Below are 14,583 nucleotides of genomic sequence, written 5' to 3' on the forward strand. Positions count from 1 at the left end.
GAAAAGGAGCGCAACCAGCGCTCCTTGCTCATTACCCACCCAACGTGTTCTCCGCAACGAGCCGACGATCTTGCATTCTTTTAGTACTATACGAAAACAACACAAGCAGTAATAAAGCAGACACCACAGCCGATAAACAGACATAGAACGCACTGTAATAACTATACATTTCACCAACCAGTCCAACCGCTAAGCTAGCCACTAACATGCTCACATTGAGCAAATTGGAAAAAAGCGTCGATGCCGTTCCCAATCTATCGCGCATCATATCTTGTAAGACGACCATACCTAATGTCGCACAACTACCAATAAAGATACCATTGAATATCTGAGCTAAGATCAACGTGGTTTTATCCACCGCCATCAACATCGTCAGAAAAAACACACATCCACTAAAAAGCCCTACACACATGATACGTACCGCGCTATATCTGGCGGCCAACCTACCAGCATAGAACATGACTGGTATTTCACATAAGGCAGCAACTCCAAATAGTACGCCCAACCAGTTCGCTTCGACCTTGACCTCTTGAGATAAGTACAAAGGCATACTAACGATGTATAGGTTGTTGGCTGTAAAAGCGAACACCACGACAAAAGCGTATAACACCGTCAGAACATTCACTGACGAGCCGAGTAATCTGCTATTTCTTTCATTCCCAGAAGCCTTTGTAACACCACTAGGCAGGTAGCGTATAATGACAACAATCGCAACGCTCACTATGATCGCGGACACAGCAAATGAAGCACTAAATCCAAACTGAGCTTTAAGAACAAAAGCAATAGGAGGCCCGAATACCCATGCGATGGCAATCCCGGCTCTCATGATAGAAAGAAAGCTAGTGCTATCTTCGAGTTTACTATCACCGTATTCTCTTCCCAGGGCAAAGAGTTGACCAAATGCAGCACCACTCACACTACCAAACAAGGTGACAACAAGGATGGCCAACCAGTACTCTCTGATAAAAATAAAACTGACGACCGTAATGAAATAGCAGCTCAGTGAGGTCACCAGAATTCTTTTTCTTTGCCAGCCTTGGTCAGAATATCGAGCGATGATCTGTGACACAATCACTGAACTTGTCACGGCTGTCACCATGTAAGCTGATAACATCATAGGTGAGGCGCCTAATGCTTCAACAATAAACAAACTTGAAAGTGGATAAAAAAAGGCACCGCATAAGCCTGAAACAAAGGCAGTAATAATAAATAATATCGCAGTTTGATCTTTATACATTTATCTACTCTTTATACCTAATGGACGAATTGTGCTCATCTGTGAGATCCGCTCTAGTCTAATCAATCAATGGCGGCTAAATTAATGGTATTCGACCTAACTCTGATACTTTTCCATCAATAATGACATTTTCACTGACAGCTTTTAGCTAGTTTCCTGAGTTTAGGATTACTTTAGTAAGGACTTTTCCCTTGAAGCCATTTATCGAAAATATTCGTCATACATCCAATTTCAATTGGCTGGTAAAACACTTTCGCAGCCCAGTGCCTAAGCTCGAATACGCCTGTGCTTGGCACTATCATGCAGAGTACGAACTGGTGTTATACCTTGATCCACAACGGGTATTCGAGGGCAATTATTTCGCAGGTGACAGCATTGGTAAAATCAACCATCAATCAATGTTTTTGTATGGCCCAGGGCTACCTCACATGCTCGCAGGGCGTTTATCGGGAGTAGAGGAAAGCGCGCACCACACCGTAGTAATATGGCTAAAACATCAGTGGCTTGAAAAGATACAAGAGCTGATCCCAGAAGCTCGCGAATTAAAACGATTGTTAAACAACTCAGCCTACGGGATCGAATTCAGTAAGGAAGTGGCTGAGAAAGTCAGTGTGCTTGTGGATCACTTTGATGATTTACCTCCACAGCGCCAAGTATTAAAGGTAATAGATATAATCATGCTGTTACTTGAAGATGACAACAAGCGTAGGTTGTCGGCGTCTCCTTATTATTTACACCAATTTAAAGATGACAAAGAGTCTTACCTGAGAATAGAAGAAGCTCGTAAATACATCGAAACCCATTACCATCAGCCCATCAAAGTGTCTGACTTGTGTCAGCTTCTTCACATGAGCGAAAGTTCTATTTACCGTATGTACGAAAAACACTATGGCGTCAGCTTTTCAGAACACTTAAAGCAATATCGCATCGGCAAAGCATGCGAGTTATTAGCAAGCTCGACCAAGCCAGTTTCACTGGTTGCCGAACTAACAGGTTTTCAAAACCTTTCAAACTTTAACCGCCAATTTAGGGCAATGAAAAGCACAACGCCTTCTGCGTTTCGTAGGCAATTTAAGCCAGTCTAAGCCCGTCTCCTCCTTAAGATGAACACTACAAAATACAAAAATGATATGTTATAACATAACCATTTAAATCACAGCTGAATTTGCCATGCCAGTTAATCGTCTAGCCCTGATCCTGATTGCTATCACCTGCTTTACCACCGCCGCACTCATCCAAATTGAACACACCGAAACAATGCCCTCCACCACTCAACAAATAACGAAAGTCATGTATCAGTCACTTCCAGGTGCAATCACTCCAGATATCCAGCCAATGAAAGTACATTACATCGCAAAAGTTGGGGATACATTAAGCTCTATCTTCTCTGAATGGGGGTTGCCTTATCAGACATTACAGGAGGTACTGGAAGCGGATTTAACTTCACTTAAGCTAGATACGATAAAACCAGGTGACCACTTAGAATTCGTGATTGATAGGGATAAGCGGAAATTGCTATCTCTGATTTTTCACGAGAGTCTAGTAGAGCAAGCCATTTATGAACAAGACAGTAGTGGCCAGTTCACCTATCGCTTCGATGAACAACCCAGCCAATGGCGCTCAACGCTTTATTCCGGTGAAATCAACGGCAGCTTCTCTATCGCAGCGCATCAACTCGGTTTAACAACTACACAGATTGCAAATATCACGCGTATATTGAGAGATAAAGTCAACTTCGCCCGGGATTTACGTACCGGCGATAGTTTTAACATTCTGGTCAATGAACAGTTTTTGGACACACATAAAACTGGAAATGCGGAAATCGAAGGCATAGCGTTGTCGCTAAGAGGAAGAGAGGTCGCTGCTTTTCTCGCGGAGGATGGGCGCTTCTATGACCGTGAGGGAAATAGCCTAGAGCAAGCATTTGATCGTTTTCCAATAGCACGAGCCTACAGAAGAATTACCTCCCCCTTTAACCCCAAAAGGAAACACCCCGTAACAGGCAGAGTTTCACCTCATAATGGAACAGATTTCGCCACACCTGTCGGAACGCCTATCTATTCAACGGGAGATGGTAAAGTGATTGCGATAAGAAACCACCCATATGCTGGTAAGTACCTAGTAATAGAGCACAACAGTGTTTATAAAACACGATATCTACACCTAAGTCGCTTTTTAGTAAAGAAAGGGCAGCAGGTTAAGCGCGGCCAGAAGATAGCTCTATCTGGCGCAACTGGTCGCCTCACTGGACCGCATCTTCATTTTGAAGTACTCGTGCGAAATCGAGCCGTCGACCCAATGAAAGCGAACTTACCTCTAGCCACATCCATTCCTAAGAACCTATCAAAAGCATTTGCAGGTAAGGTGGCCAGTTTTGATGAAAAAGTTGCCGCTCGGCAAAACAGTACAGAGAGAGAGGTATAAAGCAACCTTTGGTAAACCGCGCCGTTTTATCAAAATGAAAAACGAAAAAACCGCTGTAAAAACAGCGGTTTAATCTTTAAAAATGGCGGAGAGATAGGGATTTGAACCCTATCGCTCCCTAAAAACCTTTCGTAAACCCTTGATTATAAGAGAGTTTTCGACACCTAGTTATGCAAATCGATTACAAGTGCCTAAGTAGATTGGACTAAAGAATGCACAATGTAGAGAATAAGTCAATCGACTATCGATTAGAAGATAGCTTGTACAGATAAATTTTTCCAATCCCTATAGTCCTACCACTTGTTTTTTCAGGGAAATCGTACACCGCACTAACATAGGATCTTCGAGTATTAGATGAAAAATTGTTAACAATATACAATGCTATAGCAACAGTTGACGGCTTGGTACCTAAAGGCGCAAGCAATAACTGAGGGAAGGCATTAGATATATCACAAATCTGCTTATAAATTTGATAGGGATTTGCACTTGGATACAGCAACAGCTCTGGCGATAAAGTATTAGAGAAATGCCTTAGGTTTGACTTAATAGAACGATTTTCCCAACCTGGTTTGTAGGCTGGTATAGCAACCATTCCACTAATTGATTCATACATTTTTCCTTCATCGCTGTTAATTAACTGACCTAACCTCATAGGCTCAAAACCTAGTGGTGCAACTAAAGATACACTATGATTACCAGTATGCACTGAAAACTCGGGCAAGCCTGTAAAATTTTGCTGCTTGCTAGTTAAATCAAAATTGTACTCGCCAATGTCTGAGTGCTTCTTCAAATAGTCTCTAGGTTCCAAATATAAGACATCAATACTTACAGGCTTCTCTTTGAATAATTGAAAAATATAGACTAATTCGGGGAAGTCTAACGAAGTAGAGTCAAGCATAACATCACATACTTCCAGTGACTCAAACTTTTTACGGAACTCAGATAGTGTCAAATACTGTTCATTGACACGCATTTGTTTTTTTTGATTATCCCACTTAATTTGACAACGTGTATCATTTCCTAGAGAGCGTATTGAGTCGAAAACTGCTCTAGTTCTTTCATCTACTACATTTCCGTGGAAAATCACTTGGTACTTGAAAAGCTCTAGACCTTCCATTGTTTCAGAAGTTTTTATTTTTTGGATATCAATCATATAAGCTTAACTGCTCCCAAATTTCACTATCCTGAAGTTTATCGTTCGTCAAATTCCATTTTTTCTCAAATTTTTGTAGTACCTTCTGGAAGTCATCATCATCTCCTATAAATAGAGCCTCTATATCAGTTATAGATAAGCTCAACTTACGTCTTTTACTCGGGCTGATGTTAAAATGAGCAGATAATACAGGATGAAGAACATAATCATACTCTTCGATAACTATTTCTGTTTTATTTTTTGTACTTTCTTCTTCAAAAAGAACGGACCACATTAGGCATTCATTAAGTAACTGGGATACTTCTGGTTTCAGTGAACTTTTATCTGACATTGGAATACTAAAGTGGTTAACTTCAGGTTCGCTTTGAGATCTTCTTGACTGGCTATAGGCAAATAACCTACCTAAACGTCTAGCTATTCTCTTGAGGTATTTCCCATCTCTCCCTAAGTCTGCAATTTTGTCTAACTCTAGTTTACTTGTGTATTTTGTAGAATTAAGCTGAATATCGATAGGAACAATATCAACAAATTCTTCATGCTCGTGTATATCTTCTAACTTTGAAAATGACTGGTGGCATAACTCTAGAAAGTGTCTCAAGTTTCCTTTTGACATCAAAGTAAACTGGTCAAATCCAGAATAAATAGGGCATATTTTATTGTTTGTTGTACTATATAAGTAAAGTAAAACGCCCTTTAGATTATTTGGAATCCAGTTTCTATACTTTGAATTCTCACCAGATTTGTATTTTTCAAACTCAATCAAAACCAATTCAGGATTTATATTGCTAGACTTTCTATTAACAAGCGCAGCGTTAACTACACTAGCTTGAAAATATCGAGAGTCTATAAATGATGATGCCGAAAGTTTAGAGTTATTGTCTTTTAATCCTTGTGTGATTGTATTTGCGAGTTTGTTTTTCAATACAGAATCAATAAACACCTGCTCCGATATTTCCTTTAAAGTCATACCTGGCAAGACATGTTTAACAAATTTTTTAATACTAGAAACATATGATTCATCTCTACGCTGATCTACAAACTTGGGATCTGAAACTGTATCTAATAGCTTTTTAGAATCAGGCAAATCGTTATATTGTGACCACTTTAATAAAAAAACTTCAGCAGCTAAATTTTCGAAATCATCTGCATAGCCTGCATCTATATCAAGAACTCTAAAATCATTTCGAATGAGTATTTTTTCCTGACTTTTAGTCTGTCTTGTTATATTTGCGTACTTTTTGTATGCAATACTTACTATGGAGTTATTCCGGCTGTGTTTGACCCACGTATTTACAACTTTTTGCTGATCGAAGGTTAAATTTTCAAACTCATCGATAAAAAGATTAAATGTGGTATTTGAAAACTGATTAAATTGTCTAGACAGTCGAGATATCACTAAATTCATAGATGACGTTAAATCTAGTACAAATGGAGCGTCTTCACCGTTGTTAGAATTAATCCACTGACTTAAAAAATATTGTTGATCTTCTAGCTCTTCTAGGCATTCTACAAGTGGTTTAGGTTTGATATTTAAAGTCTCAAGTATAGGATTGGGTAGTTGAAATCCGCTGATTTCAGATTTGAATTTTTCATCATCATATTTAGAATTAATAACGTTATTTATTAACTTTGAAAATTCGATAAGGACGGAAATAGAAATATAACTAACAAAAGATGATTCCCACCGATTTCCTAGCAAATGCTCAGTAATATTCTGAACGAAAAAAGTATCAGGCCTCCAGTGAAAGCCGATAAATTCAAAATCTTCTAACTGAATGATATCCTTGTTCTTACTAAAAATAGTAGGGTGACAATGATACTTAATGAACATTGTTTTTCCCGAGCCTCTTCCACCCTCTACTACTGTCGATTTAGTCCATTTTTTTAAGTCGAACTTACTGTCATTCCTTGGATATACAAACATTTTCCAAACATCATCAGGAAGTTCTTCAGCTCTGTTTTTAGCGAATATATCCGCAATGCTTTTATTTCTTTCCATAATTACCTAGTAAATAGTTTATTCCATTGTTCATTTTGATAACTAAGAATTCCTAAATTATTGTTAGGTGTAGAGTTACTAAAAACATATGTCAATGCGTGTTCACCATATCCATAAGGCTCATCCATGACAAGTTTATTTTCTTCTATAATAGAGTTATATAAATCTTTTAGACCTTCAAGCATAGTAGGCTCACAAAAGTTAAAGACTTCATTATTAATTGAAAAAAATGAATGGTCAGAATTCAATGTTTCCACAGGGAATACAAATATATTATTATGTTTTCCATTTATGAAATTTAATGATTTTTCGAAAGCAGCAAGAGGTATGTAAATATAATTAAAAGGGGAATTTGATAAATCATACTTTTTAATGAAGCTATTAAACTGTCCACCTGTAACCTGTACATCATCTAGTATTATAACTGTGTTAAAGGCCTTAGACTTATTTACTCTAGAAATAAATTTTTGGTCTACAAGTGTATCAACAGATAATATAAGCTCTTTGTCGAAATGTAGCCTTTGAATGTCTCTCAATAGGGCCTGACCACTTTTACCTGTTTTCCTATCAATACCTTCTATAGTCGTAAATCTAAAGGGTAATAAGTTTCTTGCATTTGTTGAAATAAGTCTTTGTTCCCATTTAGAAAGGCTATCAACCTCATAGATACCTAAATTTTCGAGGATATTTGGTAGCATAACGTGGAAAATATGAGAAGAAAAAGCCTGAATAGCAGCATTATTTCTAAAAATTATAGACTCCAAGATACATGCAGCCAAGAATTTTTCCTCATCGCTCTTAAAGTTATTAAACCAAGCCATTAACTTTACAGTATTAATATTATCCCAATATTTTAGCTGAACTAATCGCTTACATTTTAATATGGATTGCTCTGTTAATTCTTTATGGTTGTTTGGTATGTTCATATTAATAAATTGGCATTTCCATAATATCTTTAATAGTAATATGCTTTGCTCCAACCCCTTTTTTTATGGAACTAAGCCATACTTTACTAATGTCCATTTTTAAGCTGTTAATAATTCTATCTCTAGTGGTTTCATCTTTAGATCTTATAATGATTATACAATCAGATACTGCCACATTACTATTAGCAACTACGCAAAATTTCCCGACAACTCTACTTCCTACTCTAGCAATAGCAATATCTCCTTTTTCTGTTAGTGTTAGTCCATTATTGTTATTAGTATGTGTCTCTTCAACTTTACCACACGACATATTACTAGTGTGTATATATGGAATACTCAAATCAGAAAGGTAGCGTGTACTTTTATTCCCTCTAAAGACATCAACATTAAGTTCTTTTAATTTGGTAAAGTTTATTGGCCTAGGTCTATCTAAAAATGAATAGTCACATCGTTCGACAAACTGATCTTTATTGATTTTAATCACTTTACATAAATTTAATTTTGATATTTCAACCGAACTTGAAGATAATCCTTTTCTAGCAACAAGTAAATGCGTTTTTGCTTCAGTTGCTATAAATGATTTTTCAGGTATCTCTACAATCTTCTCTACTTTATAATTATCAAATAGATACTCCCTAAGTTCAGAATAAATAATATTATTGGTAAATCCATCTGGGAGTATATATATTAGAATACCGTTATCGCTTAACAATAGTAAACCGTGAATTAAAAATACAATGTCAGAGCCAATCTTTGATAATCCATGGTTTTCAAAAATTTTCAAAATTTCAAATGACTGTCTTATCTCACTCGTTATAGCTGTACGATTATATGGCGGGTTACCAACGACTACATCGAATGTTCCATGTTTATAAATTAGCTCTTCTATGTTTGTTTTAACCGTACTATCAAAGCAATATAAGAAATCTACAGCACCACTATTACTTAAGTGTTCAATATTTTTTCTATCAATGTCAACACCGACTGACTTTACTGATTCGTACTTCGCTTTGATACTTTTCAGTAAAGAGCCTTCACCAACTCCTAAGTCTACTACGCTATTTATGTCCTTCTTTGTCGTAATTAACTCACATACATAGTTGGATATCTCCTTATTTGTGTAGAATTGGGAGAAAGTTCCTCTTTTTGTTGAAGTTTTCATTTGCTGTCTCATCGCAATGGATCAGTGCCTTCTTTTATCTAACGGGTTGATGTTGATAGTATATCTTACATAATTCCTTTGTCATCGCTATTCAATGAATATCAGAGGTTGGTTTAACTCACAAACTGTGGCGTACTGCTTTTTATTCTGTCATTCAAAACAGTTGTGATGACTTTGCTATTATGCGAAAAATGGTATGTTGTATAGCTTGGTACGTCTAACGTAATCCAATGAGAATGTCCAAGTTCACACTTTACTGATGACGTTAACTCTTGTATGCCACGATCTGAAGTATTTCTAAGTACTTTTAGCCTATTACCGTTCTTGTAGAGACAAAGCAGGTCGTAATGAGATGTTCTGAACACTCGGAGAGTTAGCTTTGAGGTCTCACTTTCTGAAATTGTTAAAAGGCTTAAGGCGAATCGATTGTTCCTTACTCGTATCCACTGAACTATAAGAGCATCATGCCAATCTGGCGTTCAGGAGTTGTCGTTTCATGTAGCTTACTGCGAAGAATACTCAGTGCAGGGATGGAATCTGTATCATCAAATGTAAGGTAGTCTGAGGAAATAAAGCTTCTGAGACAGATTCTTGCTTTTTCTTTCATCACGAAGATGTATTACTAACAGCTTCGACGATGTTATCAACATAACAATTCCTCATGTTACCCTCGATTAAGGGTAGTTTACCCCTGATAGGGGGGTAAAACACAACAAGCTATGATCTTCAATTGACGCTGATGATATCTCCTCCTTACTAGCACATTATTGGGTGTGGTATCTGAACTAGGCAACTAGAAGAGATTCTGCTGTCATTATTTCAATTCCACTTAATGACCCAATCCATAGTACTCATACGATTGTGGCTCCATTAGTTTTTTAAGAAACCACCGCAAACCGTCTTCTTTCATAAGTGATGTTTTATGTGCTTCATTTCTAACCAAGCGCGATTTCAGCTCCTCTTTTAGTTGCGGTTTGGAAGCTAACTAACTTTTATATCAAATGATTAACCAGACTCCCGTAGAGTCTTAGGGATGCAAATGCGAGTCTGATATACGCCGTTGGGCGCTTTTTGTAAGTACATTGTCTCACCTCATTGTCATGAAAGTGATTTGCAGTACTGTAGATACGAAAAAACCGCTGTAAAAACAGCGGCTTAATCTTTGAATGTGGCGGAGAGATAGGGATTTGAACCCTAGATACGCTATTAACGTATGCCGGTTTTCAAGACCGGTGCTTTCAACCACTCAGCCATCTCTCCAATGCGCAAGCAGTTTAGATTTTGGCATGAATTTTGTAAAGAACTAATTTGTAGTCACTGAGTTAAATGACGATAAATCAACCACCTGATTTTGTGTTTTTATCGCTGAAAACGCCAAAAACCAACGCATTTTGAAGTGTAAATACTCTAAAGTGCATTTTCTAATAAAATAATGTTTTATTAGAAAGATACTGATTTTTAAAAGAAATAGCACTTTGAGATAACATATGTACGCCCGAAAATCATTGCGCATAATTGTGAAGTGTTTCAAAATTAGTGGGTTGACCTATATCAATGAGAGATTTCTGAGGTTGTTATGAAAGTCGCAGACCTATTTAAACATCGTGGTGATAAACAGCATTCTGAATTCATGCAGTGGATGTCCCCTGCAGTACGTGAATATTGGGATGAGCTTTTGCACAAAGCCAATAACCGCCACTTGTTTACTCGCCTCAGAGATCTGCAACGTCCTGCTGTAAACGATGAAGCTCAACCACATGTAGAGCCTACGGTAACAGAGCCAAAGTCTATTGAACTCAAGCCAGAAGCGCAAAAACTGTTTGACGAGCTTCAGGAAAAGTTAGGCGAAGTCATCCACACTGGTGATTGGTTGGATATTTCTCAGGAGCGCATCAATCAGTTTGGGCAGGTTACAGAAGACATGCAATGGATCCATACCGATCCAGAGCGTGCTGAAAGTGAATCACCATTTAAAACAACCATAGCACATGGCTTTCTAACACTAGCTCTACTACCTAAGTTGACTGACAGCGTGGATCCCGATCATTCGTTGTTCCCTACAGCCAAAATGGTTGTCAACATTGGTCTTAACCAAGTCCGCTTTCCATATCCAGTCAAAGCTAACAGCCGAGTTCGAGCGGTAAGTAAGCTTTCTAAGGTGACTCCGATTAAGAAAGGATTGGAGATCGAGCGTGAAATTAAAGTTGAAATTGAAGGTGTTCGTCGACCTGGTGCCATTGTTGTTTCGGTTATTCAATTGCATTTCTAGTAGTACATTTATTATCAAGGAGAGCTACTTGAGCTCTCCTTTTTTGTTTCTTCTACTGACTGATTGGCGTATAACCGTATTCGCGGATTAAAGTTTGAGCCTCTTTACCTTGCAGGTATTGAATGAATGACTGGGCATCTTTATCAAGTTCCGCTTTCTTATAAAGTACAAGGAATGGGCGAGACAGTTCATATTTACGTTCAGCAATGGTTTTGCTATTTGCATCTACTCCCTCAAATGTGATGGCTTTAATTGAGCTATCAACAGATCCTGTAGAAATAAATCCAATCGCTTGTTTGTTATGGTTGACGATGGTTTTCACCATGCTGTTACTATTAACCACTAAGTTATCTGGATTGATATCTGAAACCTGACGTCCATTTACAATTTTCGTAAGGCCCAGCAGGCTTTCGAAGCTATAACGTGAGCCGGATGACGCTTCACGTGTCACTACAGCAATTTTTTGATCGGCTCCCCCCAACTCTTTCCAGTTGGTAATTTTACCTTTATAGATATCGAATAGCTGCTCACGACTGACATTTTGGACCGGATTAGATTTATTGACGACAACAGCCAAGCCATCAAATGCCAAAGGGGTGACCGTTAACGTTTCATCCTGCTCACTTTCTGTCAGGTATCGTGAGCTCATACCAATATCTGCTACGCCTTTCTTTAAAAGGGTAATACCTGCAGTTGAACCGATACCTTGTACTGCAATGTAGGTTTCAGGGTGGGCCGTATTAAAGTTTTCAGCCAATACATCCATAACACGTGCCACCGATGTAGAACCGGACACATTAACTTCACTCGCCAGCGCAGGAAAAGTAAGTAAAGAAGAGGACAACATTGCCACCAGCGCAACACGAATCATAATAATCTCCAATCTGATGCGGATAAGTAAACTCGCGCTATCATATTTCGATTACATGACATTTTTGTGAAAACCTATGCAGACTCCTCATATTCTTGTACATACTATGGGTAGGTTAGCGTTAATGATGGAGCCGGTATGGGACTGGTCAGTTTGCTGCAAAAACAAGTAGAAAGCCGCGCGCAGGTAATCTGTGAACAGCGTAATAAAAGCTTACCTGCAGAATTAGGTAAAGCGAGCTATGACGTAACGGATAATGGAGTGATATTCATCAAGCAACATTTTCTGCTTGATTCAGCGCATTGCGATTACATGATGCCTGTTGCCAAGGTGCAATGGAACCAAGAGCGCCGCTCTTGGCTGCTATTTATGCCTGACGAACTCAATGAAGAAAATTGGCTGCCCTATCCTTACCTTGCGCAAAGTCATGATCTTACGGCGATTATGCGCGAAGTAGACAAAGATCCTAAATCCGTATTTTGGCAAGACTAACCGAAAAACAACGCAAATCAGCCTAAATTTCAAGCACAAACTGAGCATTAAACATACTGAAGCTTGTGCTTAGAGATTTATACCTAAGCGATAGTTTTACCCTTAGGGAGTCTTAGCGGTTTGATTCTTAACCGGGTTGGCATAGCTTGCCACTAAATAAGGTTGCGCACCCTCGGGTAACTGGCTCAGCTTGTCGGCCATGATGTCTTTGACTGTTTGATCGACCTGTTCGTTACCTGCAGCCAGCTCATTTATAGGGAACACTTTGTAATTGTCATGGATCTGGCGATCAATCTCTTCTGCTAACGCTTCTGGTGTTTCTAAATCATCATAAATGACATCACCAAATGCCACATGTATACGACCTTTATCACCTACAATGCCTTGAATGATGCTTTCAATATCTTCAAATTCACCTTTTTCGTAAGAACCACTGGTGGCTTTTTCAAATAACTCACGGGCTTTAGCGATATCACATGGATCATTTTCATAGGAAATAGAAACCGGGACGATACGCAATGATTTAATGTACTCTGAAAACTCTATTTTCTGCTTACGCCCTTCCACATGGAACATTTTGAGGATCGCCGGATCGGTAAAATCATTACCATCTTTCGCTCGCCCTTCTTTCTGCGCGATCCAGATAGAGTTACCCGTATCGAGCGAATGTTTGATGTAGCTAGACAAAGTGCCTAGCGCTTTCATCATTTCACGTGGGCCTTTCGCCGAACGTTTTACGATGAAACTCTTGTTAAGCTTCATCAGTTCCGTCGCACAAGGCTTTTTCAAGAGGTTATCGCCAATGGCAATACGAACCGTTTTATGATCACTCTGATGAAGGCCGTAGTTCACCAGTGCTGGGTCCATCGCAATGTCACGGTGATTGGACACAAATAAATAAGAGGTTTCTTTATCTAGCTTATCCAGTCCCGAATAAGTCACACCCTTTGTTGTTGTGCTCAAAGTTTGCTCAAGGTATTTTTTTACTTCCATCTGAATGGTTTCGACAGAGTTAAGCTTTGACCACTTCATTTTGAGGTACACTTTGACAATCGGTGACATCAGCGTTTTAAACCAACTGGCATGGTTAGCAAATCGATGCTGTAGAATTGCACTGATAAACTCTTCATCGTTAATCAGGCGGTCGATAGCCGCTGGAATTTCTTCGTCATTATAAGGACGGATTTCAACAAAAGGGTCGTTTTTAGAAGTCATTTCTTATTACATCTGATAAAAAGCTGGCCTATTCTACGCAGAGATTAGGGGATTGACAGCTATACTTCTCTCATAATCAACAAGGTCAGACCAGAATAAAATCACCGATTAAGTGGAAAGTCGGAGTTAAGTTGGTTTTTTCTGCAAGAAACGTTAACCTTATCGCCCCTTGAGTACCCAAGAACATGAGCAATTCAATGCACTACGCTATTTCGCATGACTATCGCAACTTTCAATATCTGACTATGACACCACGTAAAAAGAGCATCAAGCATATGCTGCTTAAAGTCGAGCAAGGTCTGACGCTGTTGAAACTCGGTAAAACAGAATATGCGATTGAAGCGGGCCAGGCAGTTTGGATCCCATTTGATGCCCTGTGCGCACTCACCTTCTTCCCGCAAACGCAAGTTCAACAAATTGAGGTATCTTCACGTGTTACTTCATTCCTCCCCAAACAAGGTGGCTTTGTAACTCTCAATGAGCTAACAAACGCTTTATTGAATAGGTTAAAGGTGATGGAAGATCGACACGATGCGAAAAAAAATCTCCTTACTGTTTTACAAGAAGAGCTTTCAAGCTTCAAACCTCAGCTGAAGGAAAGCGAACTGACTCAACAAATAAACCAATGGGCCCCTAACATCGACAGCAAACTATTGGTAGAGCAACAACTCGTTTTGAATGTGCGAGAAGCCTACAAACGAATGCAATCTGGACAATCACGCCGACAGGTTGTTGCCGAGCTGTTCGAAGGCAATGAAGCAATGTATTCACAAATTGAAAAAACAATTCGAGGTGAAAAGCAGAAAACTTGATTAAGTTACTGGCTGATTGTTCA

At 38.8% G+C, this 14,583-nt stretch carries 12 protein-coding genes and 1 tRNA gene; 5 read left to right on the forward strand and 8 right to left on the reverse strand.

Annotated elements, in window-relative coordinates:
• Positions 1-31 precede the first annotated feature (31 nt).
• A complete protein-coding gene (locus L1D15_RS04440; protein WP_239874797.1) occupies positions 32-1,237 on the reverse strand; it encodes a sugar efflux transporter in 1,206 nt (401 codons plus the stop codon).
• 191 nt (positions 1,238-1,428) lie between these two features.
• Here L1D15_RS04440 and L1D15_RS04445 point away from each other — a divergent pair, with 191 nt between their 5' ends.
• Positions 1,429-2,322, forward strand: a complete 894-nt coding sequence (locus tag L1D15_RS04445; protein ID WP_239874798.1) for an AraC family transcriptional regulator — start codon at positions 1,429-1,431, stop codon at positions 2,320-2,322.
• A gap of 85 nt (positions 2,323-2,407) precedes the next feature.
• On the forward strand, positions 2,408-3,661 hold the full coding sequence (locus L1D15_RS04450) for a peptidoglycan DD-metalloendopeptidase family protein (protein ID WP_239874799.1): 1,254 nt from the start codon (positions 2,408-2,410) through the stop codon (positions 3,659-3,661).
• A 241-nt stretch (positions 3,662-3,902) separates the two neighbouring features.
• Here the strand turns inward: L1D15_RS04450 and L1D15_RS04455 are convergent, their stop codons facing one another.
• The 5 genes from L1D15_RS04455 to L1D15_RS04475 form a co-directional block, all read right to left on the reverse strand.
• Positions 3,903-4,814: a hypothetical protein gene (locus L1D15_RS04455; RefSeq protein ID WP_239874800.1), complete on the reverse strand. Its 912-nt coding sequence runs from the start codon at positions 4,812-4,814 to the stop codon at positions 3,903-3,905.
• Positions 4,807-6,813, reverse strand: coding sequence for a hypothetical protein (locus L1D15_RS04460; RefSeq protein WP_239874801.1), 2,007 nt, complete (start codon positions 6,811-6,813; stop codon positions 4,807-4,809). Before L1D15_RS04460 ends, L1D15_RS04455 begins: the two co-directional genes overlap by 8 nt.
• Before the next feature lie 2 nt (positions 6,814-6,815).
• The gene (locus tag L1D15_RS04465; RefSeq protein ID WP_239874802.1) at positions 6,816-7,739 is read right to left on the reverse strand and encodes a hypothetical protein; all 924 of its coding nucleotides are present in this window, start codon (positions 7,737-7,739) and stop codon (positions 6,816-6,818) included.
• 1 nt (position 7,740) lies between these two features.
• Entirely contained in the window at positions 7,741-8,901 is a 1,161-nt protein-coding gene (locus L1D15_RS04470) for an N-6 DNA methylase (protein WP_239874803.1), read from the reverse strand.
• 1,169 nt (positions 8,902-10,070) lie between these two features.
• A tRNA-Ser gene (locus tag L1D15_RS04475) sits at positions 10,071-10,161 on the reverse strand.
• A 316-nt stretch (positions 10,162-10,477) separates the two neighbouring features.
• On the opposite strand from L1D15_RS04475, the gene L1D15_RS04480 reads away from it, so the two are divergent.
• On the forward strand, positions 10,478-11,170 hold the full coding sequence (locus tag L1D15_RS04480; RefSeq protein ID WP_239874804.1) for a MaoC family dehydratase: 693 nt from the start codon (positions 10,478-10,480) through the stop codon (positions 11,168-11,170).
• Positions 11,171-11,222: 52 nt separating this feature from the next.
• Here L1D15_RS04480 and L1D15_RS04485 read toward each other — a convergent pair whose 3' ends face one another.
• Positions 11,223-12,041 carry a phosphate ABC transporter substrate-binding protein gene (locus tag L1D15_RS04485; RefSeq protein WP_239864365.1) on the reverse strand — a complete coding sequence of 273 codons (819 nt, stop codon included), beginning with the start codon at positions 12,039-12,041 and terminating at the stop codon, positions 11,223-11,225.
• 138 nt (positions 12,042-12,179) lie between these two features.
• Here L1D15_RS04485 and L1D15_RS04490 point away from each other — a divergent pair, with 138 nt between their 5' ends.
• On the forward strand, positions 12,180-12,533 hold the full coding sequence (locus L1D15_RS04490) for a DUF3024 domain-containing protein (RefSeq protein WP_239836118.1): 354 nt from the start codon (positions 12,180-12,182) through the stop codon (positions 12,531-12,533).
• Between the two features lie 102 nt (positions 12,534-12,635).
• On the opposite strand, the gene L1D15_RS04495 is transcribed toward L1D15_RS04490, so the two are convergent.
• Complete coding sequence (locus L1D15_RS04495; RefSeq protein WP_239874805.1) at positions 12,636-13,748, reverse strand: 1-acyl-sn-glycerol-3-phosphate acyltransferase; 1,113 nt, start codon at positions 13,746-13,748, stop codon at positions 12,636-12,638.
• Between the two features lie 197 nt (positions 13,749-13,945).
• On the opposite strand from L1D15_RS04495, the gene L1D15_RS04500 reads away from it, so the two are divergent.
• On the forward strand, positions 13,946-14,560 hold the full coding sequence (locus L1D15_RS04500) for an AraC family transcriptional regulator (protein WP_239874806.1): 615 nt from the start codon (positions 13,946-13,948) through the stop codon (positions 14,558-14,560).
• Positions 14,561-14,583 lie beyond the last annotated feature (23 nt).

It is taken from the genome of Vibrio sp. Isolate25 (genome assembly GCF_022398025.1).
In the GTDB taxonomy this organism is placed as follows: Bacteria; Pseudomonadota; Gammaproteobacteria; order Enterobacterales; family Vibrionaceae; genus Vibrio; species Vibrio coralliilyticus_A.

What these genes read in the sequence shown, in the direction of transcription:
- L1D15_RS04440 (WP_239874797.1), bottom strand. Translation starts at nt 1,237, where the DNA reads ATGTATAAAGATCAAACTGCGATATTATTTATTATTACTGCCTTTGTT.
- L1D15_RS04450 (WP_239874799.1), top strand. Translation starts at nt 2,408, where the DNA reads ATGCCAGTTAATCGTCTAGCCCTGATCCTGATTGCTATCACCTGCTTT.
- L1D15_RS04455 (WP_239874800.1), bottom strand. Translation starts at nt 4,814, where the DNA reads ATGATTGATATCCAAAAAATAAAAACTTCTGAAACAATGGAAGGTCTA.
- L1D15_RS04460 (WP_239874801.1), bottom strand. Translation starts at nt 6,813, where the DNA reads ATGGAAAGAAATAAAAGCATTGCGGATATATTCGCTAAAAACAGAGCT.
- L1D15_RS04465 (WP_239874802.1), bottom strand. Translation starts at nt 7,739, where the DNA reads ATGAACATACCAAACAACCATAAAGAATTAACAGAGCAATCCATATTA.
- L1D15_RS04470 (WP_239874803.1), bottom strand. Translation starts at nt 8,901, where the DNA reads ATGAAAACTTCAACAAAAAGAGGAACTTTCTCCCAATTCTACACAAAT.
- L1D15_RS04480 (WP_239874804.1), top strand. Translation starts at nt 10,478, where the DNA reads ATGAAAGTCGCAGACCTATTTAAACATCGTGGTGATAAACAGCATTCT.
- L1D15_RS04485 (WP_239864365.1), bottom strand. Translation starts at nt 12,041, where the DNA reads ATGATTCGTGTTGCGCTGGTGGCAATGTTGTCCTCTTCTTTACTTACT.
- L1D15_RS04490 (WP_239836118.1), top strand. Translation starts at nt 12,180, where the DNA reads ATGGGACTGGTCAGTTTGCTGCAAAAACAAGTAGAAAGCCGCGCGCAG.
- L1D15_RS04495 (WP_239874805.1), bottom strand. Translation starts at nt 13,748, where the DNA reads ATGACTTCTAAAAACGACCCTTTTGTTGAAATCCGTCCTTATAATGAC.
- L1D15_RS04500 (WP_239874806.1), top strand. Translation starts at nt 13,946, where the DNA reads ATGCACTACGCTATTTCGCATGACTATCGCAACTTTCAATATCTGACT.